The organism is Roseococcus sp. SYP-B2431, from assembly GCF_004336745.1.
GTDB lineage: Bacteria > Pseudomonadota > Alphaproteobacteria > Acetobacterales > Acetobacteraceae > Roseococcus.
Genome location: NZ_SJXD01000025.1, coordinates 88,360 through 114,525 on the forward strand (window position 1 = coordinate 88,360; position 26,166 = coordinate 114,525).

Consider the following 26,166-nt stretch of genomic DNA (forward strand, 5'->3'; position numbering starts at 1 on the left):
TGGCGATGGAGCAGCGGATGGCGAGCAAGACGGCGAATGGCAGCGAGACGGCCGAGGCCCGCGAGGAAGCGGTCGAGGGCGTGCTGCTCGATATCACCTCCGCCGCCGTCAAGAAGCTCATCGCCCGCGGCAAGGAGCGCGGCTACGTCACCTATGACGAGGTGAACGCGGCCATGCCGCAGGAGACCGTGAGCTCCGAGTTCATCGAGGACACCCTCTCCTCCCTCTCCGAAGCCGGCATCAACGTCGTCGAGGCCGAGGAGTCCGAGGAGGGCGAGACCAAGGCCGCCAAGCCCGAGGGCGAGGGCGAGGAGAAGGAAGAGGAGGAGTCCGGCGGCAACGTCGACGAGGAAAGCCTCGGCCGCACCGACGACCCCGTCCGGATGTACCTGCGCGAGATGGGCAGCGTGGAGCTGCTCTCCCGCGAGGGCGAGATCGCCATCGCCAAGCGCATCGAGGCCGGCCGCGACATGATGATCGGCGGGCTCTGCGAAAGCCCGCTCACCTTCAAGGCCATCGTCGCCTGGCACGACGCGGTCAAGGAAGGCCGCATGCTGCTGCGGGACGTGATCGACCTCGAGGCCACCAACAACGCCGACAACCCCGAGGGCACGCCCCCGGAGCCGGAGGAGTTCGAAGAAGGCGAGGAGGGTGAGGGCGTCGGCCTGTCGCTCTCCGCGCTCGAGGAGAAGCTGAAGCCGGAGGTCCTCGCCAATTTCGAGGCGATCCAGACCATCTTCACCAAGCTCAACAAGCTCTCCTCGAAGCGGATGGACGCCTATACCTCGGGCGAGGAGCTGGTGGGCCGCTCGGAGAAGACCTACGAGAAGTCGCGCCTGGAGCTGGTGCAGCTCGTGGAGAAGGTCCACCTCCACAATAACCGCATCGAGGAGCTGGTCGAGCAGCTCAAGGCCCTGAACCGCAAGCTGAACACGCTGGACGGCCAGGTGCTGCGCATGGCGCTGGCCCAGAAGGTCCGCCGCGAGGAGTTCCTGGAGAACTGGATCGGCAGCGAGCTCGATCCGGGCTTCATCGACCGCGTGGCGAAGCTGAAGGGCAAGGCCTGGCCCGCCTTCGCGCTCAAGGCCCGTGACGACCTGGAGCATGTGCGCGTCGAGATCGGCGCCATCGCGGGGGCGACCGGCCTGCCGGTCGGCGAGTTCCGCCGCGTCTACAAGACGGTCTCCGCCGGCGAGCGGGACATGAACCAGGCGAAGAAGGAGATGATCGAGGCCAACCTGCGCCTCGTGATCTCCATCGCCAAGAAGTACACCAATCGCGGCCTGCAGTTTCTGGACCTGATCCAGGAGGGCAATATCGGCCTGATGAAGGCGGTGGATAAGTTCGAGTACCGCCGCGGCTACAAGTTCTCGACCTATGCCACCTGGTGGATCCGGCAGGCCATCACGCGCTCGATCGCCGATCAGGCGCGGACCATCCGTATTCCCGTGCATATGATCGAGACCATCAACAAGCTGGTCCGCACCTCGCGCCAGATGCTGCACGAGATCGGCCGCGAGCCCCAGCCGGAGGAGCTCGCCGAGAAGCTCGGCATGCCGCTGGAGAAGGTCCGCAAGGTCCTGAAGATCGCCAAGGAGCCGATCTCCCTCGAGACGCCGATTGGCGACGAGGAGGACAGCCATCTGGGCGACTTCATCGAGGACAAGAACGCGATCATCCCGCTCGATGCCGCGATCCAGTCCAACCTGCGCGAGGCCACGACCCGCGTGCTCGGCAGCCTCACGCCCCGCGAGGAACGCGTGCTGCGCATGCGCTTCGGCATCGGCATGAACACCGACCACACGCTGGAAGAGGTCGGCCAGCAGTTCAACGTGACGCGCGAGCGCATCCGGCAGATCGAGGCCAAGGCGCTGCGCAAGCTCAAGCACCCCAGCCGCTCCCGCAAGCTCCGCAGCTTCCTGGAAACATGATCCGTCTGGTCGAGCCGACCACCCGGATCGCGGTGGATGTGACGTTCCTGCGCATGGAGCGGCCCCCCGCCAGGCGCGGCCCGGCCCTGCCGGCCGGCCTGGAGGTCGAGCGGCTCTTCCCGCGCTGCAGCGTGCCGCATTACCGGCAGCTTTATGCGGCGGTCGGCCATGATTATGTCTGGTGGCTCCGCCGCACGCTGAGCGACGGTGAGCTGGAATCGATCCTCGATGACCGGGCGATCAGCATCAGCGTGCTGCGCAACGCCGAGGGCGAGCTGGGCTTCTACGAGCTCGACCGGCGCGCCTGGCCTGTGATCAACCTCGCCTATTTCGGGCTGATGGGCCGGGGGATCGGCCTGGGCGTCGGCATGCCCTTCCTGCATCACGCCATAGCGGCGGCTTGGTCCGAGGGCTGCACGGCGATGACGGTGAACACCTGCACGGCCGATCATCCGCGCGCCCTGCCCAATTACATCAAGGCGGGTTTCCGGAAACTTCGCACCGTGCGCGAGGAATGGCCCGTGCCCGACCGGCTGGGCCTGCCGATCCCGGACCGCCTGCGGATCTAGCCGGCGGTTCTCAATTCAGCAGCCAGCCGAGCGCGACGATTCCGCCGATCAGCAGAGCGACCGCCCGGGCGACCACCCAGAACTCCCCCTCGATGAAGCCTTCCTCGGCTGCGCTCGAGCGCGTGACGGGAGAGCGGCGGGAGCCGGGGGCCATGAGCGGGGCGGAACGCAGCCGGGGCATCGCAATCGGACCTCTCCAGGGGGAGCGGAAAGCGAGAAGGGCTGTGCTCCCGTGGCGGGCGGGGGCCCTGCCGTCGATCTGATCCCAGTTAAGATACCGCAGGTTGTATGTCTACGAAAATTTCCCGAGCTGCGTGCAGGTGCCGCCGTCAGCTGTCGATGGTCATCATCACGTAGCTGACGATGGCGATCCCGCCCAGGATGAGCAGCAGGGCCCGGATCACCATCCAGCCCTCGCCCCTGGCCGGCCCTTCCTCGGGCCTGGCGGTGGAGAGCACCTGGGGCGGCTGCGGCTCCGTTCCAGGAGCCATGCTGTCGATATGCCTGTCGCTCATGCGGCCCTCCGATGGTTCGGGCGCATCCGGCGCGCGCCACCGGGGTCAACCCGGCAAGGCGGCGAAAGTTGTCGCGAGGGCTCGCGGGAAGCCGCCTTGAATCCCCCTGCGCCCGGCAGGACTTGAACCCGCAACCAAGCCGTTATGAGCGGCCCGCTCTAACCAGTTGAGCTACGGGCGCGAAGGGAGCTTGTTTGTGGAGCGATTCAGGGCAGGCCGGCAAGACGCCGCGTCAGCCGGCCTTCCTGGCCCGCTCGATCGCCTCGCGGACGAGCGCCTTGGCCTCGTCCGCGCCGCCCCAGCCCAGGACCTTGACCCACTTGCCGGGCTCCAGGTCTTTGTAGTGCTCGAAGAAATGGCGGATCTGGTCGAGCGTGATCTGCGGCAGGTCGGTGATCGTGTGGACGTTCACGTAGCGCTTGGTGAGCTTGGGCGAGGGCACCGCGATGATCTTCTCGTCGCCGCCGCCGTCGTCCTCCATCTTGAGCACGCCGATCGGGCGGACGTTGATGACCGCGCCCGGAACGATGGGGCGCGTATTGGCCACCAGCACGTCGATCGGGTCGCCGTCGTCGCTCAGGGTGTGCGGGACGAAGCCGTAATTCCCCGGGTAGCGCATCGGCGTGTAGAGGAAGCGGTCGACGAAAAGCGTCCCGGCCTCCTTGTTCATCTCGTATTTGATGGGCTCGCCGCCAATGGCCACCTCGATGATCACATTCAGGTCGTCCGGCGGATTCTTGCCGAGGGGAATCGCATTCAGGTTCATCTGGAGGCTCCAGGCAGGCGGATGACGTCGGTGGCAGCGTCAAACCACAAAAACCGCCGGGGCGCGAGGGCAGGGCGCGCTTGTTGCGCCGCGGCCGGAGCGCGGCCTAACCTCAGGCGAATCGCCGCCAGAAGGCGGCGAAACCAACGGGAAGAGGGGAGTCTAAGTGATCACAGTGACGTTGTTGCTGGTGATCCTGCTGGGGGCGACGTCGCTCGCCTATGGCTGGATCACCACCAAGGAAATCATGGCCAAGCCGGCCGGCAATGCCCGCATGCAGGAGATCGCGCAGGCTATCCAGGAGGGCGCCTCCGCCTATCTGAAGCGGCAGTACATGACCATCGGCGCGGTCGGCCTCGTGCTGTTCATCCTCGTTTTCGCCCTGCTGGGCGGGACGGTGGCCATCGGCTTTCTGATCGGCGCGGTTCTGTCGGGGCTTGCCGGCTTCATCGGCATGAACGTCTCGGTCCGCGCCAATGTCCGCACCGCCGAGGCCAGCACGCACGGCCTGGCCGCCGGGCTCGACCTCGCCTTCAAGTCCGGCGCCATCACCGGCATGCTGGTGGCCGGCCTCGCGCTGCTGGGCGTGGCCATCTACTTCTTCGTGCTGGTGGTGATCGGCGGATATGCGGTCAATGACCGCGTCGTGATCGACAGCCTCGTGGCGCTCGGCTTCGGCGCCTCCCTCATCTCCATCTTCGCCCGCCTCGGCGGCGGCATCTTCACGAAGGGCGCCGACGTGGGCGGCGACATGGTCGGCAAGGTCGAGGCCGGCATCCCCGAGGACGACCCCCGCAACCCCGCCACCATCGCCGACAACGTGGGCGACAACGTGGGCGACTGCGCCGGCATGGCGGCCGACCTCTTCGAGACCTATGCGGTGACGGCCGTCGCCACCATGGTCCTGGCCGCGATCAGCTTCACCGAGGCGGGGCGCGTCAATGCGATGCTCTTCCCGCTGGCCATCGGCGCGGTCTGCGTGCTGACCTCCATCGTCGGCACCTATTTCGTGAAGCTGCCGGCGAACCAGTCGATCATGGGCGCGATGTATCGCGGGCTGATCGTGACGGGCGTGCTGAGCCTGGCGGCGCTGCTGCCGCTCTCCTTCATCTTCTTCGGCACCGGAACTTCGGTCGTCGGCGGGCACAGCTTCGGCGCCTTCAGCCTGTTCCTCTGCGGCGCGGTCGGCCTCGCGGTGACGGCCTGCATCGTCATCATCACCGAATACTACACCGGCACGCAGTTCCGGCCGGTGCAGAGCATCGCCGAGGCCTCGCAGACCGGCCACGGCACCAACGTGATCCGCGGCCTCGCCGTCAGCATGGAGAGCACCGCGATCCCGGCGCTCATCATCATCGCCGGCGTGATCTGCTCCTACAGCCTCGCGGGCCTCTACGGCATCGCCATCGCCACGACGACCATGCTGGCGCTGGCCGGCATGATCGTCGCGCTCGACGCCTTCGGCCCGGTGACGGACAATGCCGGCGGCATCGCTGAGATGGCCGGGCTGCCTCCCGAAACCCGCGTCACCACCGACGCGCTGGACGCGGTGGGCAACACGACCAAGGCGGTCACCAAGGGCTATGCGATCGGCTCGGCGGGCCTCGGCGCGCTGGTGCTCTTCGCGGCCTATACGCAGGACCTGGCCTACTTCATCGCCAACCCGGCGCTCTATCCCTACTTCGCCGGGATCGGGGCGATCGACTTCTCGCTGGCCAATCCCTACGTCGTGGTCGGGCTGCTCTTCGGCGGGCTGCTGCCCTATCTCTTCGGCGGCATGAGCATGACGGCGGTGGGCCGCGCGGCGCAGGCCGTGGTCGAGGAGGTCCGGCGCCAGTTCCGCGAGAAGCCGGGCATCATGGCGGGCACCGACAAGCCGGATTACGGGCGCGCGGTGGACATGCTCACCAAGGCGGCGATCAAGGAGATGATCGTCCCCTCGCTGCTGCCGGTGCTCAGCCCGATCGTCTGGTACTTCCTGATCTATGCCATCGCGGGCAAGGCCTCGGCCTTCTCGGCGCTGGGAGCGATGCTGCTGGGCGTGATCGTGACGGGCTTCTTCGTCGCCGTCTCGATGACCACGGGCGGCGGCGCCTGGGACAACGCCAAGAAGTACATCGAGGAGGGTCATTACGGCGGCAAGGGCAGCGACGCCCACAAGGCCGCGGTGACGGGCGACACGGTGGGCGACCCCTACAAGGACACTTCGGGCCCGGCCGTGAACCCGATGATCAAGATCACCAACATCGTGGCGCTGCTGCTGCTGGCCATCCTGGCGCATTGAGCCAGGCGGGACGAGGGCTGGCCGGGGAAACCTGGCCAGCCTTTTTCATGAGCCTCTTCTCCATTCACGGGGCCCGGAACGAGAAAAGGGCCGCCGGTTTCCCGGCGGCCCTCTTCGTTTCGGCCTCGCTGGTTAGCGCAGGACGATTTCCACGCGGCGGTTCTGCGGCTCGCGCACGCCCATCGCCGTCGGGACCAGCGGGCGATCGAAGCCGAAGCCCTGGACCGAGATCTGGTCGCGGGCGACGCCCTGACGCACCAGCTCGCCGGCCACGGCTTCGCCGCGACGCACCGACAGGCGCTGGTTGTAGACGGCCGTACCGGTGCGGTCGGCGTGGCCGGACACCTCGATGCGCGTCGCGCCGACGGTGCGCGAGTTCTGCGCCGCGTCGCCGATGATCTGGCGCGCACGGTCGGTCAGATCCGCCCGATCCCAGTCGAAGAAGACCAGGTAGGTGCGGGCCGGGGCCGGAGCGGCGGCGACGGGCGCGGCCACCACGGGAGCCGGGCGGGGCTGGTTAAAGGCATAGCGCAGGCCGACCAGCACCGAATGGTTCTCATTGCTGGCCCGCAGCTGGCCGCCCGCCACACCCGCACCGGTGCCGGGACCCGACGTCCGGATGACGCGCGTGTTCATGTCATTGAAGTCGGTGGCGAAGTAGCGGTACTCGGCCGTGACGGCGAGGCCCGGCACCTGGGCGATCGGGAAGGCGAAGCCGCCGATCGCCTGATAGGCGAAGGAGCCCTCGGACGCGCGCGAGATCGCCGCGGCGCCGGTGCCCTGGAAGCGCAGCGTATCCCAGTCGCGCCAGGCATAGCCCGCGCCACCACCGATATAGGGCACGACCCAGGGCATGCCGGGGATGCGGAAGTCGTAGAGGACATTGGCCATGGCGCCATAGGTGCGCTGGACGCCGCCCGCGGGGCTGCGCGCGCCGAAGCCCGGGAAGCCGCCGACCTTGTCGACGTCGTTCTGGCGGTAATTGCCCTCGACCTCGACGCGGAGGCCGTTGCCGAATCCCCAGCCCATGGAGAGCGCGCCCGTGAAGCCCGGCTCGTAGATGATCCGGCCGCGGCCGCCGGCCCCGCCGGCGCGCAGCCCGGAGGCCAGGCTCGGATTGCTGCGGAGCGTGCCGTTCTCGAGGAAGTTCGCGCCCGCTCCGGCACCGATATAGAGGCCGGTGACGGTCTGCTGCGGGGCCAGGCGGAAGTTGTCGAAAAAGCCCATCGAGCCTTGAGCGCTCGCCAGGGACGGGGCGGCCAGCAGCGCGGCGCCTGCCAGCAGACTGGTCTTGAAGGTGGTCATCGTGGTTCTCCGGAAACGATATGGTCCGTGCGTCTCAACCGGGTTGCATGTGGGCAGTTTCGGACGCCCGGAAAGTCGTATGCCACGTGATCTTTCAGCAACACTATTCATTTGCTAATGAACGGAAAATTTGACACTTGCCGGCTTGGTCCGAGGGGAGTAGCAGTCCCCGATGCGCATGCTTCTCGCCGTTCTCGGCGTGCTGGCCCTCGTCTGTCCGGGGCAGGCGATGGAGTCCGCGCCGGTCGTCTCCCCACGCGCCACCGTGACGCTGCTATCGGACGCGGCGGCCATCGCGCCGGGCCAGCCCTTCCGGGTGGCGCTCCGCCAGAAGATGGCCCCCGGCTGGCACACCTATTGGCGCAATCCGGGCGATGCCGGCCAGCCGCCGGAGATGCGGCTGGATCTTCCCGAGGGCTGGAACGCCGGCGAGCTGCAATTCCCCGCGCCGCACCGCATCCCCTTCGGCCCGCTGGTGAATTTCGGCTACGAGGAGGAGGCCATCTTCCTCATGGAGGTCCGCCCGCCCGCGAACCTCGTCCCCGGCCAGACCCAGCGCATCGGGGCCGATGCCGACTGGCTGATCTGCGAGCGGGTCTGCATCCCGGAGGAGGGGCGCTTCACCCTCGACATCCCGGTCGAGGCGACGGCCCGGCCGGCCGCTCCGGTGCTCTTCGCCGCGGCCGAGGCCGCCCTGCCCCGCGCCTCCGCCTTCGCCGCCCGCATCGGCTTCGAAGGCGGCCGCGGCGCGATCAGCCTGGAGGGGCCGGGCCTCTCGGCCGCCTCCCTGCGAGAGGCCTTCTTCTTCCCGCTGGAGCAGATGGTCGTCGAGAACGCGGCCCCCCAGGCCATGACGGCACGCGAGGGCGGCTTCACCCTCGGCCTGACCCGCGCGGCCGGACCGGTGCCCGCCACCGTCGAGGGCGTCGTGGCGATCACCGACGCCGCCGGGGTGCGCGGCGCCTATTGGGTGAGCGCCGTCCCCGGCCCGATGCCCAGCGCCGAGGCCGCGCTGCCGCTCTGGCAGGCGCTGGCCTTCGCCGCGCTGGGCGGGCTGATCCTCAACCTCATGCCCTGCGTCTTCCCGATCCTGGCCATGAAGGCCATCGCCGTGGCGCGGCTGGCGGGGGCGGCGCAGAGCGTCGTGCGCGCCCATGCGGCGAGCTACACGGCCGGCGTGGTGCTCTCCTTCCTGGCGATCGGCGGGGCGCTGATCGGCGTCCGGGCGGCCGGCGCGGTGGCGGGCTGGGGCTTCCAGTTCACCTCGCCCTTCTTCGTGGCCGCCATGGCCTGGCTGATGCTGGCGGTGGGGCTGAACCTCTCGGGCGTCTATGCGATCGGCGGGCCGGTCAATGCCGGCTCGGGGCTGGCGGCCAAGGGCGGCAAGGCGGGCAGCTTCTTCGCCGGCGTGCTGGCGGTGCTGGTGGCGACGCCCTGCACGGCCCCCTTCATGGCGGCGGCGCTCGGCGCGGCGCTCGCCATGCCGCCGGCGGCGACGCTGGCGATCTTCGCGGCCATGGGGCTCGGCCTCGCCTTGCCCTATGCGCTGCTGGGCGTCTTCCCCGGCTTCGCGCGGGTCCTGCCACGGCCCGGCGCTTGGATGGACCGGCTGAAGCAGTTCCTGGCATTCCCGATGTATCTCGCCGCGGCCTGGCTGGTCTGGGTCGTCGCCCAGCAGGCGGGGCCCGACGGCACGCTGATGGTGTTGGTCGGCGGCGTGCTGGTGGGCATGGCGGCCTGGGCGCTCGGCCTCGCGCAGCAGGGCGCTACGCGGCGCTGGTTCCTGGGCGGGGCGGCGCTCTCGCTCGTCGCGGCCCTGGCCATCCTGCCGATGCTGCGGTCCGGAGCGGCTGGCGGCGTCACGGCCTCGGCCCAGATCGGCGAGCCCTGGACCGCCGCCCGGCTCGAGGCGCTGCGCGGGGAGGGCAAGCCCGTCTTCGTGAATCTCACCGCCGCCTGGTGCATCTCCTGCAAGGTGAACGAGCGCGTGGCGCTGGACACCACCGCCGTCCGCGCCGCCTTCGACGCCGCCAACGTGACCGTGCTCACCGGCGACTGGACCAATGGCGAGCCGGCCATCACCGCAATGCTCCGCGCCCATGGGCGCGATGGCGTGCCGCTCTACCTCATGTATCCGGCGGGGGGCGGCACTCCGTTGATGCTGCCGCAGATCCTGACCGAGGGCATGGTTCTGCAGGCCATCGCGGCGGCGACTTCGCGCGTCTAAGCACCTCGCATGTCATGAATTTCATAATTCGCTTGCAGGGGTTTGCAGCGGGGCGGTAACGGTCGGGCCCAACCCCCTATGACGAGGAGCACGAGAAGATGGTCCTGCTGACCCGCCGTGGCGCCGTGCTGGGCGCCGCCTCACTTCCGCTGGTTCCCGCATTCCTTTCCCGGCCGGCCTCGGCTGCGCCCGCGATCGGTGCCGCTGCGCCCGACTTCGCCCTGCCCGACCAGGACGGCACCACCCGCCGCCTCTCCGAGTTCCGCGGTCGCGTCGTGGTCCTGGAATGGACCAACCACGACTGCCCCTATGTGCGGAAGCACTACAACAGCACCAATATGCAGAACCTCCAGCGGGATGCGGCCGCCCGCAACATCGTGTGGCTCTCCATCGCCTCCTCGCCCCGGGGCGAGCAGGGCCATGTGACGGGTCCGGAGGCGAAGGCCCTCACCGCGAGCCGCAACGCCGCGCCGGCGGCCGTTCTCCTCGACCACCGCAGCCAGGCCGCGCGCGCCTATGCCGCGACGACCACGCCCGGCATGTATGTCATCGATGCCCAGGGCCGGCTGCGCTACATGGGCGCGATCGACAGCATCCGCTCCACCCGCGTCGAGGACGTGGCCCGCGCGGAGCCCTTCCTGCGCGACGCCATGGTCGCGGTGCAGGAAGGAAGGCAGATCGAGCGCGCCGTGACGCCGCCCTATGGCTGCGTCATCAAATACGTCGACGCCTGAGGCGGATCGGGGCGGCCGGCCAGCCCGGCTTCCGCATCTCGACCCGTTCTTCGTGGCGCTGTGCCACCGGGGCAGCGCCAGGTCTCCGGTACGCGGCCAGCGCGCGACCTTCGCCTCGTCGCCGGCCCAGCCATCATGTTGCGCCGCGGCAGGCGCCGCCCACATGACACGCGGCCGATGCTTTCCCGCTTGGCCCTCAGGCGGTAGAAGCGCCGCAACCTTTCAGCTCCGAGGCTCCGCGCGCCATGCCCGCATACCAATACGTCTACGTCATGAAGGACCTCACCAAGTCCTATCCGGGCGGCCGCGAGGTCTTCAAGGGCATCACCCTCTCCTTCCTGCCGGACGTGAAGATCGGCGTGCTGGGCCCGAACGGCGCCGGCAAGTCCACGCTGATGAAGATCATGGCCGGCATGGACAAGGATTTCGGCGGCGAGGCCTGGGCGGCCGAGGGGGCGCGCGTGGGCTATCTCGCGCAGGAGCCGCAGCTCGACCCCACGAAGAACGTCGGCGAGAACGTGCGGGCCGCCTTCGCGACGCTGGAGGCGCAGCTGAAGCGCTTCAACGAGATCAGCGAACGCTTCATGGAGGAGATGACCGAGGAGGAGATGAACGATCTCCTCGCCGAGCAGGGCACGCTGCAGGAGGCGATCGACGCCGCCGACGGCTGGGAGCTCGACCGCCGCGTGGACATCGCGCTCGATGCGCTGCGCTGCCCGCCGGCGGAATCCTCGGTGGAGCATCTCTCGGGCGGCGAGCGGCGGCGCGTGGCGCTGTGCCGCCTGCTGCTGGAGAAGCCCGAGCTGCTGCTGCTCGACGAGCCTACCAACCACCTGGACGCGGAGAGCGTCTCCTGGCTCGAGCACACGCTGCGCGACTATCCGGGCGCCGTGCTGATCGTGACCCACGACCGCTACTTCCTCGACAACGTGACCAACTGGATCCTCGAGGTCGATCGCGGCCGCGGCTTCCCCTATCAGGGCAACTACTCCGCCTATCTGGAGCAGAAGCGCAAGCGCCTGGAGCAGGAGAATCGCGAGGACACGGCCCGCATCCGCACCCTGGCCGCGGAGCAGGAATGGATCGGGCGCAGCCCCTCCGCCCGCCAGGCCAAGAGCAAGGCGCGCATCTCGCGCTACGAGGAACTGCTGGAGCAGAGCCAGGACCGGGGCCTGGGCGAGGTCGAAATCCTCATCTCCCCGCCGCCGCGCCTGGGCAATATCGTCATCGAGGCCGAGGGCCTGCGGAAGGCCTATGGCAATCGCCTCCTGATCGACGACCTGACCTTCAAGCTGCCGCCGGGCGGCATCGTCGGCGTCATCGGGCCGAACGGCGCGGGCAAGACCACGCTGTTCCGGATGATCACGGGCAACGAGACGCCGGATGCCGGCACGCTCAAGGTCGGTGATTCCGTGCGCCTGGGCTATGTCGACCAGTCGCGCGACAGCCTCGACGACAGCAAGACCGTCTGGCAGGAGATCTCGGGCGGCGACGACCAGATCAACATCGGCAAGCGCAGCATCGCCTCGCGCGCCTATACGGCCGCCTTCAACTTCAAGGGCAGCGACCAGCAGAAGCGGGTGGGCGTGCTCTCGGGCGGCGAGCGCAACCGCGTTCACCTCGCGAAGATGCTGTCCGTGCCGCACAACGTCCTGCTGCTCGACGAGCCGACCAACGACCTCGACGTCGATACGCTGCGCGCGCTCGAAGAGGCGCTGATGGAATTCGCCGGCTGCGTGGTGGTCATCAGCCACGACCGCTGGTTCCTCGACCGCCTGGCCACGCATATCCTGGCCTTCGAGGGCGACAGCCACGTCGAGTGGTTCGAGGGCAACTTCCAGGCCTATGAGGCCGACAAGAAGCGACGACTCGGCGCCAACGCGGATCAGCCCCATCGGATCAAGTACCGGCCGCTCGTCCGGTAGCGCGGAGATGCGCCCATGCACCCCAGCCTGCTGAGCTCTCCGCGGATCATCACGACCGAGCGGCTGTCCCTGCTGCCGCCTGGCCTGGAGCAGCTGCCGGACCTGGTGCGCCTGAAGACCGACGAGTCGGTCTTCGGCTACATGCTGCACGGCGCCCGCTCGCCCGAGCGGGTGCGTGAGGAGCTGGAGGACGACATCGCCTTCTGGCAGGTGCGCGGCTATGGCACCTGGAGCGTCTTCCTCCGCGAATCGGGTGAGTTTCTCGGCATCGCCGGGCTTATGGAGCGGCCGGATGGGCGTGGCGTCGCGGTGCGCTTCGCGCTCTGGCCGGCCTGCCGGGGCCAGGGCTATGCCCGCGAGGCGGCGCGGGCGGGGCTGGATTTCGGCCATGCCGGCGGTTTGCCGCGCATCATCGGCGTGGCGCGCGAGACCAACCATGCCTCGCGCGCCGTGCTGACCGATATCGGCATGCGCGAATGCGACGAGTTCGAGAACCGTGGCCATCGCATGCTCGTCTTCGAGAGCCTGGCTGCCTGATTCAGCCCGCGACCGCGAGGGGCGCGGGCGCTCCCAGGGACGGGGGCGCGGGCTGCGGCCCCATGCCGCCGCGGTGACGGTCGAATTCGGCGAGCAGGAGCATCGTGTTGCTCCGGAGGCGCCGGATGATGAAGCCCCAATGCGGCGCGTCCTCCGTCCGGAAGGCCGCCAGCGCGTCGAGATCCGCGTGCAGCATGCGGATCGCGGCGGCCGCCGGACTTGCGGAGGCGTAGCCCTGCGGCCGCAGGCGAAGCCGGAGCGCCTGCGCGCGGAACAGCAGAGGCGGCCCTTCGCGCCGCAGCAGCGCGATGACGCGCGACACGGTCGCGCGCGTGCCGGACAGAAGCTCCGTCGGCCCATCGGGCGAAGGGTCCATCCGCTGGAGACGGAGAAGCACGCTATCCAGCGCGCCCAGGCTCGCGACCATGGCCTGGAGCGCCTGGCAGGTCCGTTGCACCAGCTCTGGAAGGCCTGCCGTAGGGGTGTCTTCCAGGGAGCGCGCGGCGGCCCGCGGCCGGGGGTGATGGGACATGGGCTCTTCCCGCTTCGCCCGGAGGCCGGATTGCCTCCATAGGTGCCGCCCTTTTGCGGCCCGGCCTGAATGCGCCACCAGCGGTTAACGAAGGGTTACCGCGGCGGATGTCCTATGCATGGTCGGGAAGGGGCTCGGCGGGCGCTGCCGCCGCTCCGTGCGGAAGCTCGCCGGCGCCGCAGCGCTGCAGATAATCGGCGACGGCGTCGAAGGCCGCGCGCGGCCGGGTGGCGTCGTGGAAGGGCTCGGCCGGGTCGCTGCCGCGGGGCACCCAGATCACCGTCTCGTAGCGCGCGCGGGTCAGCAGCACGCGATACTTGTTGAGGAAGAAGCCGCGCGTCTCCGGCCTGTGGACCGTCCTCCACCGCGTGCCGCCGAAGCGCTGGACCAGCCAGCCGCGCGGCCCGCGCAGCAGGTCGCCGCCCCAGCAGAGGCCCACGACATCCAGTTCCAGGCCCTGGCAGTCATATTCGGTCGCGGTCGTCTCCAGCGCGTCGGAGGCGCGGATGTCGGGCCAGCGATCGAGGAACCAGTTTTCGACCTCCGGCAGCTGGGTGCCGAGGCCTTCCGCGCGCAGCCGCTTCGCGCCGGAGGAGGCGACCAGCCCGGCTCGTCGCTGGCCGCGCGCATAGCCGCGAAGGGCGGTCCGCATCGCTTCCAGGTCGCGTGTGACCTGGAAGGGAAGGCCGTCCCGCGCGATCTCCGCCGCTTCCGCCGCCTCGCCGCGCAGCATGGCATCCACCCAACGCGCGCCGTGGCCGTGCCGCACTGAGCGCATCGGCACCGTCAGGTCCAGCGCGTCATCCAGCGCCAGCCGATCGCCGGAAATGTGCCCGGGCGCTGCCAGCGCCCGCCATTCCGGCCGTTCGGCGATGACGCGCGCCCATTCGGCCAGCCCGGCCTCGCCCGTGTTGATCTCCTGGCCCTGGCCGATCAGCGCCACCAGCGCGCACCAGCCCTCGTGCCGCGCCAGGATGTCCAGCATATGCGCGGGCTCGCTGCGGGTGAGGCGGCTCACGCGCCGCTGGGTGTCGCGCGTGGCCTGGGTCTGGTCCCAGGCGCGCTGGGCCTCGTCGAAGACGATGATGCGCGCCTCGGGGACCTCCTCGGGCCGAAGCACATGATGCTCGAGGAAGCGGTGCACGTTCTGCAGCGCGGTGCGGGCCTGGTCGGTCCTTCCGCCGCTGCGCCGGCGCAGATCCTCGCGCAGGACGGCGACGAGCGGCGCGTTGCCCGTCAGGAAGGCCGCGCCGGATTCGCGCAGCGCGCCGAAGACGATGTTGAGGCCGCACAGCGTCTTGCCGGCTCCGGGAATGCCGGTGACGAAGATCACCACGCGCTCGTCCTTCGCACGCGCCTCGCCGATGGCGCGCAGCACCGCATCGGTGGTGCGCGTGAGGTTGGCGGCGTCGGCGCGCGCCTCGACCATCGCGGCGCTGCGATGCCGGTCGAAGAGCATGGCCGCGGCTTCGAGCACGCCCGGCACCGGGCGATAGGGCGCGGCGAGCCACGCCTCGGCCCGCATCGGCTGCGGCGGGGCGCCGATGGACCGCAGGATCTCCAGCAGCCGCCCGCCGAGCTGCCGGGCATTCACGGCCAGAGGTGGCGGCACGCCCTGCCAGATCAGCGGCGGCGCGAAGCGGGTGTCCGGCGCCACCGCTGCCACCAGGACCGGCACCACCGGATGCGCGCGGCAGCCGGCGTGGAAATCGTGCAGATCAAGCGCGTAGTCCTCGACCTGCCGCCGGTCGGCCGAGGCGAAGCGCGCCGCGCGGTCCTTCCATTCCAGCACGATAACCGCGCGATCGGTCAGCAGGACCGCGTCGATGCGCTTTTCCAGCCGCAGCAGGTCGTATTCCAGCAGCAGCGTCCAGTCCGCCGCCTCCGGCATGGCGAGCGCCCCGCGCAGCCCCACCGCCATCGCGACCCAGGCGTTGCGCTGCGCCAGCTCCAGCGTGGCGTGGCGGCCGGCCTGGGCATAGGCGAGCCGCGCTGCCACATCCTCCGCGGAGAGGGCAAGGAACTCCGGGACCGTGAGCTGGAGCCAGGCTCTCACCGGCGAGGCCAGGTCGCGAGGATCACGCTCGTCATCATCAGCGCGAAGCCGGCGACGTGGATGGCGCCGAAGCTTTCGCCGAGGAACAGGACCGCCGTGACCGCGGCGCTCGCCGGCAGGAAGGCGGTGAACACCCCCGCGGTGCCGGCCGGCACGCGCCTCAGCCCATAGTACCAGAGCATCAGGGCGATCACGCTTGCCGACAGCGCGTGGAAGAGCAGCAGCGACAGCAGCGCGGGATCGGCCAATGCCGCAGCCGCACCGAAATCCGGCGTCGCAAAGGGCAGCAGGACCAGCGCGGAAAAGATCTGCATCCAGAGCGAGGCAGTCATCACCGGCATTGTCGCCGCGATGCGCTTGGCCAGCAGCACATAGACCGCCTCGCCGCAGACCCCGAGGAGGATGAGCAGGTTGCCCAGCGCCGAGCCATGCCCGCCGCCCTCCACCCGCGCCAGCGTGATCGCCGCCATCCCGAACCCCGCCAGGGCGGCCGCGATCCATTGCCGGCCGGAGAGCCGCTCCCGCAGCCAGCAGAAGCTGCCGATCGCCACCACCGCCGGCAGGGTCGCCAGCACCATCCCGCCCTCCAGCGCCGAGGTCAGCCGCAGCCCAGCCAGCAGCGCGGCATTGTAGAGCGCGGTTCCGAACAAAGCCTGAAGGGCCAGGTTACCCAGCACCTGACGCGGGAGCCGCGCGGGCCCCTCCAGCCAAAGGGCAAGCGGCCAGAGCACGATGATCGCCATCACACAGCGCAGGAAGAGGATGAGCGCGATCGGCAGCGTCGCGGCCAGCAGCTTGCCGACCCCGACATTCGCGCCCACGAGGATCATCGAGAGCGCCAGCTGCGCATAGGCGAGGCGCATGGGATGCCGTCAGGCCTCGCCGTCGCGCCGGTAGGGCGAAAGGGTCGCGAGTTCCTCCATGCGCTCGCGGATCGCGGGCCGCTCGGCCTCCAGGAAATCCGCGACGGCGCGCGAGAGGCCGCGATGCGCGATGAGATGCGCCGAATAGGTGGGCGAGGGGAGGTAGCCGCGCTGGATCTTGTGCTCGCCCTGCGCGCCGGCCTCCACGCGGGGGACGCCATGCTCGATCGCGAAGTCGATGGCGCGCAGGTAGCAGAGCTCGAAATGCAGGAAGGGCACCTCCTCGTCGCAGCCCCAGTTGCGGCCGTAGAGCGCGTCCTCGCCCAGCAGGTTCAGCGCGCCGGCGACGGGTTGCCCGTCGCGCTCCGCCCACATCAGCACCACCCGGTCGCCGAGCTTCTCGCCCATCAGCGGGAAGAAGCCCTTCGTGAGATAGGCGCCGCCCCAGCGACCATCCACTGTATTGCGGTAGAAGCGATAAAAGGCCTTCCAATGCGCCGGCGTGATCTCGGCGCCGCGCAGCGTCCGGAGCGTCAGGCCGGACTCCTCGACCGATCTCCGCTCCTTGCGCAGGGCCTTGCGCTTGCGGCTGCTGAGGGCGCCGAGGAAGGCGTCGAAATCCTTGTAGCCCTGATTGTGCCAGTGGAACTGCAGGCCGAGGCGCTGCAGCCATCCGGCCTCACCCAGCGCTTGCCATTCCTCCTCGGTACAGAAGGCGACGTGGACCGAGGAGCAGTCGATGGCCCGCATCGCCTGGGCCAGCCCCTGCGCCAGCGCGGCGACCGGGATGCCCGGCCGCCGCAGCAGCCGCGGCCCCGGCACCGGGCTGAAGGGCACCGCCACCTGGAGCTTGGGATAGTAGTTCCCGCCCGCGCGCTCGAAGGCGTTCGCCCAGCCATGGTCGAAGACGTATTCGCCCTGGGAATGCGACTTCGCATAGCAGGGCGCGCAGGCCACGAGCTGCCCGCCGGCATCCCGCAGCGCCGCGTGCTGCGGCAGCCAGCCGGTCTCGGCCGAGACGCTGCCGCTCTCTTCCAGCGCGGAGAGAAAGGCGTGGGAGACGAAGGGGTTGTCCCCCGCGCAGGCGTCCCAATCCGCCGCGGGGATCGCGGCGATGGACCTGTGCAGCGAGAGGGTGAGCTCGGGGAGGGAGTCCATCGCCCGGATTATGGGCCCGATCGGCGGAAAAAGCAGTCGGGCGGACGGCATTCGGCCGGGCCTGCCACCCGACGCCTCCTTCGGCGCCTGGGCGGCGGGTCAGGCCAGCTCGAGGATCGCCTCGACCTCGACCGCAGCGCCGGCCGGCAGCGAGGCCACGCCCACGGCGCTGCGCGCATGCCGCCCGGCCTCGCCGAACAGCTCGACCGCGAGATCGGAGGCGCCGTTGATCACGCTCGGCTGGTCGCCGAAGCTCGACGCGGAATGCACGTAGCCGGTGACGCGCAGCACGCGCGCGACCTTGTCCAGGTCGCCGCCCGCGGCCGTCCTGGCATGGGCGATGATGGACAGCATGCAGTCCCGCGCGGCCGTCTTCGCCTCCTCGACCGAGACCTGCTCGCCGACCCGGCCGGTCGGGAAGATCTTGCCGTCCTTCCGGGGCACCTGGCCGGAGACGTAGACGATCTTTCCCGAAACGGTGAAGGGCACGTAGTTCGCGATGGGCGCGGTGGCCTCGGGCAGCGTCAGGCCCAGCTCGGCGAGGCGGGCTTCGATCTTGGACATCTGGAATTCCTTCAGGCGACGATGCGCAGGTTGCGGGCCCGCGGCGGGCCGGCCGGCAGGTCGAGCGGCAGCAGGGGCGACTGCTCGGCGGCGCGGGCCACGCTGTCCGGCGCCACGTCCTCGGCCTCGGGCTGCGGCAGCGCGCCGCCCAGATGGTCGATGGCCAGCCGCCGGAAGGCCCAGTCCAGCACCGAGGTGGCGCGGGGGATGTCGGGGTCGCCCTCGACCAGCCCGGCCGGGCCGAAGCGCGTATAGGCGAAGGCATCTACATAGTCGGCGAGCGGCACGCCGCGCGCGAGCCCCGCCGAGACCGACTGCGCGAAGGCGTCCATGAGGCTGCGATAGGCCGCGCCCTCCTTCGAGAGGCTGAAGGCGATCTCCCGGAGGGCGCCGTTCTCCTCGGAGGTCCGCAGCGCGACCTTGTGGCCGCCGACCGTGACATGCAGCGTCTGGCCGGAATGGCGGCGGAGGGCCGGCCGGGGCGCGGGGGCGGGGCGGGGCGGGGCCGGCAGCGCGACCGGGGCGGGGGGCGCCGCATGGAGGAAGGGCGTGACGGCGGCCAGCATGGCGCCGCGGGCGCGCTCGCCGACCGGGCCCAGCAGCGCGGCCACGCGGGCCTGCGGCGCGCGCATGGCGGCGCGCGTCGGCACGTCCACGATGCCGCCCTCCGTCTCGACGGCGCGCGTGGCGCCGGGGGCGGGGGCGAGGCCGGCCGTCTCGGCGCCCAGCAGGGCCTCGGCCGCATCGGCGGGCGCGAGGGCGACCAGCGCCGCATGGCGCAGCCCGGGCGAGGCCGCGGCCGCGTCCAGCGCGGCGCGAGCCGCGGCGGCCAGGCCGGGCAGGGGCGTCGAGGCGGGCGGGGCCGGCCAGATCAGCGCGATGGGCTCGCGCGCGCCCAGGCGGGCGGCAAGGCGGCCGCTCTGCGACTCGGCGGCGCCGCGGGTCAGCGCGGCGATGCCGGCGGCGACCTGGCGGCCTTCCGTGCTGTCATAGGCGAGGTTCAGCGTGGCCAGCAGCCCCGCGAGATCGGCGAAGCCCAGCCGCAGCCGCGTGGCCTTGCCGCCCGTGATCGCGTCCAGGAACATGACGCCGAGCGCGCAGGCCTCCGCATAGCCGTCCAGGTCGAAGCCGCCCTCGGGCTCGAGGAAGGCGGGCAGGTTCAGCACGAAGCGCGGCTCGGCCTTGCTGTCGCCGCGCCAGACCTCGGCGCCCGGAAGGCCGCGGCGGGTGAGCAGGAGGGCGCGCCAGCCTTCGGCCAGCTGCGGCGCCTCGCCGGGCGCGATCACCCCGGCCTTCTCGCCGCGGGTCAGCGCGCGCGCGATCCAGGCCTCGGCCGCGCGCGGCAGCGTGGTCGGCCCGGCGCCCGGAACGAGCGCGGCCAGCGCCGCGGCCGCCTCGTCCTCCCAGCTTGCGGGCAGCGCCAGGGCGCGAGGCGGCGCGTCGGGGTCCGCGCCGATGCGGGTGCGCCGGAGCGCCACCCCTTCCCACAAGGTTCCGTCGAGACGTGCCATGCCCGTGAGCCTAACGAGGCGGCTCCTCCAGGTGAAGCCGCATGATGTGGCCATAGGTCGAATCTGCCACAACATCTTGTGGAAAACTCGCGGAGGCTCCGGCTTTGCCGCGAGGCTGTTTCGTGCGATGCTGGGGCATGTCCTACCTGCAGCTCCTCGCCACGAAGCTCACCGCCCGCAAGGTCGGCCGCGACGCCGTCGGCAACACCTATTACGAGAGCCGCCGGCCGGATCCGGTCTATGGCCGCACGCGCCGCACGGTGTCGCTGGCCCAGGGGTCGGACAGCTCCATCGTGCCGCCCGAGTGGCACGCCTGGCTGCATCACACCACCGACGCGCCGCTGGATGGCCCGAAATATCCCTGGCAGAAGCCGCACCAGCCCAACCTCTCCGGCACGCCGATGGCGTGGCGCCCGAAGGGCCACGATTACGCCGGCGGCCAGCGCCGCGTGACCGGGGGCGACTACGAGGCCTGGACGCCCGGCGGCTGAAGCGCCATCTCTCCCGCGCCGACAGGGATGGGCTCATGAGGATCTTTTACGCATGAAGGGCCGCAGCATCGCGGAAATCGCCACGGGCGCCGTCGTCCTGGCCGCGGCCGCGATCTTCCTGGTCTATGCGGTCATGCATGGCGGCCGCACGCCGCAGATCAGCGGCATCGCGCTGACCGCGCAGTTCGACCGCATCGACGGGCTGAACGAGGGTGCTGACGTGCGCATCGGCGGCGTGAAGGTGGGCTCCGTCACCGACCTGCGCATCGATCCGCGGACCTTCCAGGCCGTGGTGGCGCTGCGCGTCCGCGCCGACATCGAACTGCCGAGCGACAGCTCCGCCGAGGTGACCTCCGAGGGGCTGTTGGGCGGCAAGTATATCTCCATCGTGCCCGGCGGCGGCGACCGCATGCTGCGCGACGGCGGCCGGATCACCGAGACCCAGGGCTCGGTGAGCCTGGAGAGCCTGCTTGGCCGCTTCATCTTCTCGGTGACGCAGATGAACTCGGCGAATGGCGGCGCCAATGGCGAGCGCCCGGCCCCCGCTCCCGCCACGGCCCCGGCCACGCGATGAGCGCCGCGCCCACGGTCTGGCCCGGCGCCGACGGCGCGCCGGTCTCGTGCCGGGAAAAGGTCAAGGTGCTGGCGGAGAACCACGCCGAGGCCGAGCAGGTGCTGCGCGACGCCTTCGAGGATGCGATCCTGATGGGCGTGGACGAGGCCGCGATGCGGCGCATCCTGGCGGAAATGGTCGCCGGCCTGCCGAGCCCGAAGCGCCGATGATCCGCGCGGCTCTGCTGGCCATGCTGCTGGCCTTCCCCAGCCTTGCGAGCGCCCAGGAATGGGTCCCGCGCCGCTTCGCCGAGATTCAGGCGCTCGACAAGGTGAATGCGCGCGTCCTGACCTTGCGCGCCACCGTGGGCGAGCCCGCGCGCTTCGGCACGCTGACGATCCTGGTCCGGGCCTGCCACGCCCGCCCGGCCGACGAGGTGCCCGATGCCGCGGCCTTCATGGAGATCAGCGACGAGCGCAGCGCGCCGGGCTCCGGCCCGGCCTTCCGCGGCTGGATGTTCGCCGATGCGCCGGCGGTGAACATGTTCGAGCACCCCGTCTACGACCTGCGGATCCTCGCCTGCAGGTAGGCGGCAGGCGGCGGCAGCGGGGGTCGGGCCGGCCTGTCCTATTGCAGCGCCATCCCCGAGCTGCGCACCACCTGAACCCAGCGATCCACATCCGCGGCGATCTGCCGCTGCATCGCCTCGGGCCCGCGCTGCGCCGGCGGGGGCATCGTGGCCGCCAGATCGGCGAAGCGCGAGGCGACGGCAGGGCTCGTCAGCGCCGCCTCGATCGCGAGCTGGAGGCGCTGCACCACCGTGGGCGGCATCCCCTTCGGCCCGGCGATGGCGTTCCAGATCACCATGTCGAAGCCGGGCACGCCGGCCTCCGCGAAGGTCGGCACGTCGGGCAGCTGCGCCGCGCGGGCGCTGCCGGTGACGGCGAGCGCCACGGCGGTGCGGCCCAGATGCGCCGGGATCATGGTGACGGTCTGGTCGATCACGACATCCACCGTGCCGGCCGCGAGGTCGCTCATCGCCGGGCCGGCGCCGCGATAGGGCACCAGCATGGCCTTGGCGCCGACGAGCGTGAACAGATAGGCCGGGGCGAGATGGCCGGTTGTGCCGGCGCCCGGCGTGCCGAAGGTGACGCCCTCGCCGCGCTCGCGGATTCGCGAGAGCAGGGTGGCGAGGTCGCGGATGCCGGAGCGGGGGCTGGCCGCGAGCACCATGGGGACGTTGGCGACGATGCTGATCGGCGTCAGATCCGTCCGGGGATCGAAGCCGAGGTCCCGGGTGGTCGCGACATTGGCGGCCATGGATCCGACATTGCCGAAGCCGATGACGTGGCCTTCCGGATCGGAGCGGACGAGGCGCTGCATGCCGACCAGGCTGCCCGCGCCGGTGACGTTCTCGATCACCACGCTGCGGCCCAGCTCCGGGCCCATCGCCTGGGCCATCAGCCGCCCCAGCGCGTCGAGCGTCCCGCCCGGCGCCGAGGGCACGATCATGGTGACGGTTCGCGTCGGATAGTCCTGCGCCAGGGCGGCACTGCCGCAGAACGCCAGGAGACAGCCCAGCCAGAGCCTTGCCCGCATCAGATGATTCCCCCTCGATCCGGGGCCGTGTCAGCCGGCCCTTTGGGGAACCCTAACACGGGCGGAGGGAATATGTCCGGACGGATCGCGGGCGGGGAAGACTCAGAAGCCCCCGGGGGGAATCCGCATCTTCGGCGCCGGCCCGCGCTGGGCCGCCTGCAGCATGGTGTCCAGCGTCGAGAGGAAGCGCGAGCGGTCGGCCTGGGTCATCGCGGCCGGCCCGCCCGTGCGGTCGCCGGTCGAGCGCAGGTGCTCCGCCACGGCCCGGCCGGCCAGCGCACCGCCGATATTGTCGGTGGTCCAGGGGCGGCCCTTGGAGTTGAGCGCCGCCGCGCCCTTCTCCAGGCAGCGCGCGGCCAGCGGGATGTCCTGGGTCACGCAGACGTCGCGGGCGGTGACGCGCTCGACGATCCAGTCATCGGCGACGTCGGCGCCCTCGGTCACGATCACGCGGTGCAGCAGCGGGTGCTCCGGGATCCGCAGGCCGCGCGCGCCGTTGGAGACGATATGCACCGCCACGCCCAGCCGCAGCGCGACCGTGTAGGCCTCGTCGCGGACCGGGCAGGCATCGGCGTCGATATAGAGCTCGGTCAGGGCGGGATCCTTCAATCGGCGTTGAGCGATCTGCGTAGCCAAAACGGGTGCGCCCACCTAGACTCGGACATGTGACGATGCACGCGCACGCTTTGGAACAAGGCTCTTTGTTGGGCTTGGGCTTCTACACGGTGCCCGATGCTGCGCGCCTCCTGAAGATTCCGGCGAAGAACATCAATCGGTGGCTGGGGGGATATCGCTTTCGTCACGGCGAGACGCAGACCGAGATGCCGCCGCTGTGGCGCCCTCAGTTGCCTCCTGCCGATGACCATATAGAAATTGGGTTTCGCGACCTGATCGAACTGCGCTTCGTGGATGCTTTTTTGACGGGCGGTCTGGCGCTCCAGACCATCCGGCGATGCATCGCCTATGCGCGCGAATGCCTGCAAGAGGAGCGCCCCTTCTCGACGAACCGCTTCCGTACCGATGGTCGGACCATCTTCCTCGAATCCGCGACCGGCACGGAGCATGAAAAGGTTCTGGACCTCCGGCGGAGGCAATACGTCATCAAGAAGGTCATCGAGCAGACGTTCAAGGACCTCGACATCGAGGACGACACGGTGAAACGCTGGCGGCCCTATAAGGGCCGCTTGAGTATTGTCATCGATCCGGAGCGGGCCTTCGGGCAGCCTATAGCCGCAGGTCATGGCGTGCCCACCGTCGCGCTGGCAGATGCCGTCGCAGCGGAAGGGTCGGTGGAGCGCGTCGGCCGCCTGTTCGAGGTGCCGGCGGACGTCGTGCGCGATGCGGTCGCCTACGAGAAGCTTCTCAGGGCGGCGTGAGGGTCTTCTTCGACCATAATCTTCCTCCCGCGCTGGCACGCGCCATGAACGAACTGTTTCAGCCCGAGCACGAAGCCCGCGCTCTCCGGGAAAAATTCCCTGCGAATGTCTCCGACGTCGAATGGATCACCGAACTCAGCCGGGATGGCCGCTGGGTCGTCATCTCGGGTGACCGGCGCATCACGCGGAACAGAGCGGAGCAGGCAGCGTTCCGGAATTCCCGCCTTATTGGCATGTTTCTGGCGCCCGCTCTTTGCAGGGCTCCCGTCGCAAAGCAGGCCGAGCGGATCCTCGCTCTGTGGCCGAGCATTGAAATCCTGGCGAATACCGTTGCGGGCGGGGCCATGTTCGAGATGCCAATGACCAGCACGAGGCCCCGCCAGATCAGGTGAGCGGCGCTCAGCCCGCGCCGAAGACCCGCGCGAAGATCGTCTCGACGTGCCGGAAGTCGCGCTGCGGGTCCATCGCCGCATCCAGCGAGGCGCCGTCCATCACCGCGGCGACGTCGGGCTGGGACAGCAGGTTCTCGCGGAAGCGCTGCGCGTCGGGCTTGCCGAGCTTCAGCCAGGTGGCCATGGCCGCCTGCTGGACCGCCGCATAGGCGCCCTCGCGCGACATGCCGGCCTGGGTCAGCGCGAGCAGCACCTTCTGGGAATGGACGACGCCGCCCAGGCCTTCCAGGTTCTCGTCCATGCGCTCGGGATAGACGGTCAGCTTCTCCATCATCCCGGCGAGGCGCATGAGCGCGAAGTCCAGCGCGATGGTGGCGTCCGGGCCGATGACGCGCTCGACGCTGGAATGGCTGATGTCGCGCTCGTGCCAGAGGGTGATGTTCTCCAGCGCCGGCAGGGCATAGCCGCGCACCAGGCGGGCGAGGCCGGTCAGGTTCTCGCTCAGTACCGGATTGCGCTTGTGGGGCATCGCGGAGCTGCCCTTCTGGCCCTTGTGGAAGAACTCCTCCGCCTCGCGGACCTCGCTGCGCTGCAGGTGGCGGACCTCGGTGGAGAGCCGCTCCACAGCCCCGGCGACCACGGCCAGCGTGGCGAAGAAGGCGGCGTGGCGGTCGCGCGGGATGACCTGGGTGGAGACCGGCTCCACCGCGAGGCCGAGCTTCCCGGCCACATGCTCCTCCACCCGCGGGTCCACCGAGGCGAAGGTGCCGATGGGGCCGGAGAGGGCGCAGGTGGCGACTTCGGCCCGGGCCGCGATCAAACGCTGCTTGTTGCGCGCGAATTCGGCATAATGGTTGGCGAGCTTCAGGCCGAAGGTGGTGGGTTCCGCATGAATGCCGTGGCTGCGACCGATCGTGGGCGTGAACTTGTGCTCGATGGCGCGCGTCTTCAGCGCGGCCATCACGGCCTCGACATCCGCGATGAGCAGATCCGCCGCGCGACTCATCTGGACGGCGAGGCAGGTGTCCAGCACGTCGCTGCTCGTGAGGCCCTGGTGCATGTAGCGCGCATCCTCGCCGATGCCCTCGCCGAGCCAGGTGAGGAAGGCGATGACGTCATGCCGGGTGACGCTTTCGATCTCGTCGATCCGGGCGACGTCGGCGGCGCCCATGGCGGCCACCTTCGGGCCGCCTCCGGCGCGGATCGCGGCGGCCGCGGCGGCCGGGATCGTGCCGAGCTCCGCCATTTTCTCGGCGGCCAGGGCCTCGATCTCGAACCAGATACGGTAGCGCGATTCGGGGGACCAGATCTCGGCCATGGCGGGGCGGGTGTAGCGGGGGACCATCGCAGCCTCTTTCGGAACTCGGCGCGTCATGTCGCGCGTCGCGCGTCGCCGGGCAAGCGGGCTTGGCCGCGCGCCCTGTTTCTGTCAGACGTGCAATGTTGGGGGGTCACCCCGTTCATGACATATGAGTGCGAAGGAAAACACTGATGCCGGAATGGGTCGTCCCCCTCCTCCAGGTTTTGATGATCGACATTGTCCTGGCGGGCGACAATGCGATCGTGGTCGGTATGGCCGCCGCCGGCCTCCCGGCCGAACAGCGGCGCAAGGCCATCTTCTGGGGCATCGTCGCCGCGACAATCATGCGCATCGGCTTTGCCAGCATCACGGTGCAGCTGCTGTCCATCGTGGGCATCACCCTGGCCGGTGGCGTTCTGCTGCTCTGGGTCTGCTGGAAGATGTACCGCGAGCTGCGTGACGGCGGCGATCACGCTCAGGTCGACGACGAGGCCGGCGCCCTGAACGCCGATGGCACCCCGCGCAAGACGATGCGCCAGGCCATCACGCAGATCCTGGTGGCGGACATCTCCATGAGCCTCGACAACGTGCTGGCGGTTGCCGGCGCGGCGAAGGACCATCCCTATGTGCTGATCGTCGGCCTCGCCATCTCGGTGGTGCTGATGGGCGTGGCGGCGACGCTGATCGCCAACCTGCTGAACAAGCACCGCTGGATCGCCTGGGTCGGCCTCATCATCATCCTCTACGTCGCCGGCGACATGATCTATTCCGGGACTAACGAGGTCACGGCGGTGGTGCCGGAGGCCTATGGCTTCCTGTTGCTGCCGCTGGGCTTCCTCGCCTTGCCGGGCGTCTTCCCGGCTTGGCTCTGGGCCGGCGCGACCCTGGTTCAGATCCTTGTCCTGACGATCCTCGTGACGCTCATGGCCGACGCGACCCTGCGCGCGGTCCGGCGCAACGACGTCCCCCGCAGGACCA

The 26,166-nt window shown here is 70.0% G+C and carries 26 protein-coding genes, 1 tRNA gene and 1 pseudogene; 14 read left to right on the forward strand and 14 right to left on the reverse strand.

Annotated elements, in window-relative coordinates:
* Window positions 1-17: 17 nt before the first annotated feature.
* Window positions 18-1,931: an RNA polymerase sigma factor RpoD gene (gene rpoD, locus EJV46_RS11715; protein ID WP_131548843.1), complete on the forward strand. Its 1,914-nt coding sequence runs from the start codon at window positions 18-20 to the stop codon at window positions 1,929-1,931.
* Window positions 1,928-2,500: a GNAT family N-acetyltransferase gene (locus EJV46_RS11720; RefSeq protein WP_131548844.1), complete on the forward strand. Its 573-nt coding sequence runs from the start codon at window positions 1,928-1,930 to the stop codon at window positions 2,498-2,500. Before rpoD ends, EJV46_RS11720 begins: the two co-directional genes overlap by 4 nt.
* A 10-nt stretch (window positions 2,501-2,510) precedes the next feature.
* Here EJV46_RS11720 and EJV46_RS22810 read toward each other — a convergent pair whose 3' ends face one another.
* The 4 genes from EJV46_RS22810 to ppa form a co-directional block, all read right to left on the reverse strand.
* Complete coding sequence (locus EJV46_RS22810) at window positions 2,511-2,681, reverse strand: hypothetical protein (RefSeq protein ID WP_165585491.1); 171 nt, start codon at window positions 2,679-2,681, stop codon at window positions 2,511-2,513.
* Between the two features lie 148 nt (window positions 2,682-2,829).
* Window positions 2,830-3,015, reverse strand: coding sequence for a hypothetical protein (locus EJV46_RS11725; RefSeq protein WP_131548845.1), 186 nt, complete (start codon window positions 3,013-3,015; stop codon window positions 2,830-2,832).
* A gap of 107 nt (window positions 3,016-3,122) precedes the next feature.
* A tRNA-Ile gene (locus tag EJV46_RS11730) sits at window positions 3,123-3,196 on the reverse strand.
* A 51-nt stretch (window positions 3,197-3,247) separates the two neighbouring features.
* Window positions 3,248-3,781 carry an inorganic diphosphatase gene (gene ppa, locus EJV46_RS11735; RefSeq protein WP_131548846.1) on the reverse strand — a complete coding sequence of 178 codons (534 nt, stop codon included), beginning with the start codon at window positions 3,779-3,781 and terminating at the stop codon, window positions 3,248-3,250.
* A gap of 169 nt (window positions 3,782-3,950) precedes the next feature.
* Here ppa and EJV46_RS11740 point away from each other — a divergent pair, with 169 nt between their 5' ends.
* Window positions 3,951-6,065, forward strand: a complete 2,115-nt coding sequence (locus tag EJV46_RS11740; RefSeq protein WP_206020818.1) for a sodium-translocating pyrophosphatase — start codon at window positions 3,951-3,953, stop codon at window positions 6,063-6,065.
* Window positions 6,066-6,197: 132 nt separating this feature from the next.
* On the opposite strand, the gene EJV46_RS11745 is transcribed toward EJV46_RS11740, so the two are convergent.
* On the reverse strand, window positions 6,198-7,370 hold the full coding sequence (locus tag EJV46_RS11745) for an OmpA family protein (RefSeq protein ID WP_131548847.1): 1,173 nt from the start codon (window positions 7,368-7,370) through the stop codon (window positions 6,198-6,200).
* 172 nt (window positions 7,371-7,542) lie between these two features.
* Here EJV46_RS11745 and EJV46_RS11750 point away from each other — a divergent pair, with 172 nt between their 5' ends.
* The 4 genes from EJV46_RS11750 (at window position 7,543) to EJV46_RS11765 (ending at window position 12,793) form a co-directional block, all read left to right on the forward strand.
* The gene (locus EJV46_RS11750) at window positions 7,543-9,597 is read left to right on the forward strand and encodes a protein-disulfide reductase DsbD (protein ID WP_131548848.1); all 2,055 of its coding nucleotides are present in this window, start codon (window positions 7,543-7,545) and stop codon (window positions 9,595-9,597) included.
* Window positions 9,598-9,695: 98 nt separating this feature from the next.
* Window positions 9,696-10,331, forward strand: coding sequence for a redoxin domain-containing protein (locus EJV46_RS11755; protein WP_131548849.1), 636 nt, complete (start codon window positions 9,696-9,698; stop codon window positions 10,329-10,331).
* A 245-nt stretch (window positions 10,332-10,576) separates the two neighbouring features.
* Window positions 10,577-12,256: an energy-dependent translational throttle protein EttA gene (ettA, locus tag EJV46_RS11760; protein ID WP_131548850.1), complete on the forward strand. Its 1,680-nt coding sequence runs from the start codon at window positions 10,577-10,579 to the stop codon at window positions 12,254-12,256.
* A gap of 15 nt (window positions 12,257-12,271) precedes the next feature.
* Entirely contained in the window at window positions 12,272-12,793 is a 522-nt protein-coding gene (locus EJV46_RS11765) for a GNAT family N-acetyltransferase (protein WP_131548851.1), read from the forward strand.
* 1 nt (window position 12,794) lies between these two features.
* On the opposite strand, the gene EJV46_RS11770 is transcribed toward EJV46_RS11765, so the two are convergent.
* From EJV46_RS11770 to EJV46_RS11795, 6 genes are all read right to left on the reverse strand, one after another.
* Window positions 12,795-13,250, reverse strand: a complete 456-nt coding sequence (locus tag EJV46_RS11770) for a hypothetical protein (RefSeq protein ID WP_131548852.1) — start codon at window positions 13,248-13,250, stop codon at window positions 12,795-12,797.
* Window positions 13,251-13,437: 187 nt separating this feature from the next.
* Window positions 13,438-15,381, reverse strand: coding sequence for a DNA/RNA helicase domain-containing protein (locus tag EJV46_RS11775; RefSeq protein WP_240782522.1), 1,944 nt, complete (start codon window positions 15,379-15,381; stop codon window positions 13,438-13,440).
* Window positions 15,378-16,244 carry a DMT family transporter gene (locus EJV46_RS11780; RefSeq protein ID WP_131548853.1) on the reverse strand — a complete coding sequence of 289 codons (867 nt, stop codon included), beginning with the start codon at window positions 16,242-16,244 and terminating at the stop codon, window positions 15,378-15,380. The genes EJV46_RS11775 and EJV46_RS11780 overlap by 4 nt, the downstream gene beginning before the upstream one ends.
* Before the next feature lie 9 nt (window positions 16,245-16,253).
* Window positions 16,254-17,402, reverse strand: coding sequence for a GNAT family N-acetyltransferase (locus tag EJV46_RS11785; protein ID WP_131548854.1), 1,149 nt, complete (start codon window positions 17,400-17,402; stop codon window positions 16,254-16,256).
* A 99-nt stretch (window positions 17,403-17,501) separates the two neighbouring features.
* Window positions 17,502-17,966 (reverse strand): RidA family protein, encoded by a 465-nt coding sequence (locus tag EJV46_RS11790; RefSeq protein ID WP_131548855.1) that lies wholly within the window; start codon window positions 17,964-17,966, stop codon window positions 17,502-17,504.
* Between the two features lie 11 nt (window positions 17,967-17,977).
* On the reverse strand, window positions 17,978-19,477 hold the full coding sequence (locus tag EJV46_RS11795) for a TSCPD domain-containing protein (protein ID WP_131548856.1): 1,500 nt from the start codon (window positions 19,475-19,477) through the stop codon (window positions 17,978-17,980).
* A 137-nt stretch (window positions 19,478-19,614) separates the two neighbouring features.
* Here EJV46_RS11795 and EJV46_RS11800 point away from each other — a divergent pair, with 137 nt between their 5' ends.
* Genes EJV46_RS11800 through EJV46_RS11815 form a run of 4 tightly spaced genes read left to right on the forward strand, consistent with a single transcriptional unit; the run spans window position 19,615 to window position 21,110 of the window.
* Window positions 19,615-19,968, forward strand: a complete 354-nt coding sequence (locus EJV46_RS11800; RefSeq protein ID WP_131548857.1) for an NADH-ubiquinone oxidoreductase subunit NDUFA12 family protein — start codon at window positions 19,615-19,617, stop codon at window positions 19,966-19,968.
* Window positions 19,969-20,020: 52 nt separating this feature from the next.
* Window positions 20,021-20,542, forward strand: a complete 522-nt coding sequence (gene mlaD, locus EJV46_RS11805) for an outer membrane lipid asymmetry maintenance protein MlaD (RefSeq protein ID WP_131548858.1) — start codon at window positions 20,021-20,023, stop codon at window positions 20,540-20,542.
* Entirely contained in the window at window positions 20,539-20,751 is a 213-nt protein-coding gene (locus EJV46_RS11810) for a hypothetical protein (protein ID WP_131548859.1), read from the forward strand. Before mlaD ends, EJV46_RS11810 begins: the two co-directional genes overlap by 4 nt.
* Complete coding sequence (locus EJV46_RS11815; RefSeq protein ID WP_131548860.1) at window positions 20,748-21,110, forward strand: DUF2155 domain-containing protein; 363 nt, start codon at window positions 20,748-20,750, stop codon at window positions 21,108-21,110. The genes EJV46_RS11810 and EJV46_RS11815 overlap by 4 nt, the downstream gene beginning before the upstream one ends.
* 38 nt (window positions 21,111-21,148) lie before the next feature.
* Here EJV46_RS11815 and EJV46_RS11820 read toward each other — a convergent pair whose 3' ends face one another.
* Entirely contained in the window at window positions 21,149-22,120 is a 972-nt protein-coding gene (locus EJV46_RS11820) for a tripartite tricarboxylate transporter substrate binding protein (protein WP_131548861.1), read from the reverse strand.
* Between the two features lie 102 nt (window positions 22,121-22,222).
* Window positions 22,223-22,714: a YaiI/YqxD family protein gene (locus EJV46_RS11825; RefSeq protein WP_131549335.1), complete on the reverse strand. Its 492-nt coding sequence runs from the start codon at window positions 22,712-22,714 to the stop codon at window positions 22,223-22,225.
* Between the two features lie 116 nt (window positions 22,715-22,830).
* Between EJV46_RS11825 and EJV46_RS11830 the strand changes: the two genes are divergently transcribed.
* The gene (locus EJV46_RS11830) at window positions 22,831-23,496 is read left to right on the forward strand and encodes a DUF433 domain-containing protein (RefSeq protein WP_206020784.1); all 666 of its coding nucleotides are present in this window, start codon (window positions 22,831-22,833) and stop codon (window positions 23,494-23,496) included.
* Complete coding sequence (locus tag EJV46_RS11835) at window positions 23,493-23,888, forward strand: hypothetical protein (RefSeq protein ID WP_131548863.1); 396 nt, start codon at window positions 23,493-23,495, stop codon at window positions 23,886-23,888. The genes EJV46_RS11830 and EJV46_RS11835 overlap by 4 nt, the downstream gene beginning before the upstream one ends.
* 7 nt (window positions 23,889-23,895) lie before the next feature.
* On the opposite strand, the gene purB is transcribed toward EJV46_RS11835, so the two are convergent.
* Complete coding sequence (gene purB, locus EJV46_RS11840) at window positions 23,896-25,233, reverse strand: adenylosuccinate lyase (RefSeq protein ID WP_131548864.1); 1,338 nt, start codon at window positions 25,231-25,233, stop codon at window positions 23,896-23,898.
* Between the two features lie 146 nt (window positions 25,234-25,379).
* Here purB and EJV46_RS11845 point away from each other — a divergent pair.
* A pseudogene (locus EJV46_RS11845) lies at window positions 25,380-25,973 on the forward strand (TerC family protein); the annotation flags it as partial.
* Window positions 25,974-26,166 lie beyond the last annotated feature (193 nt).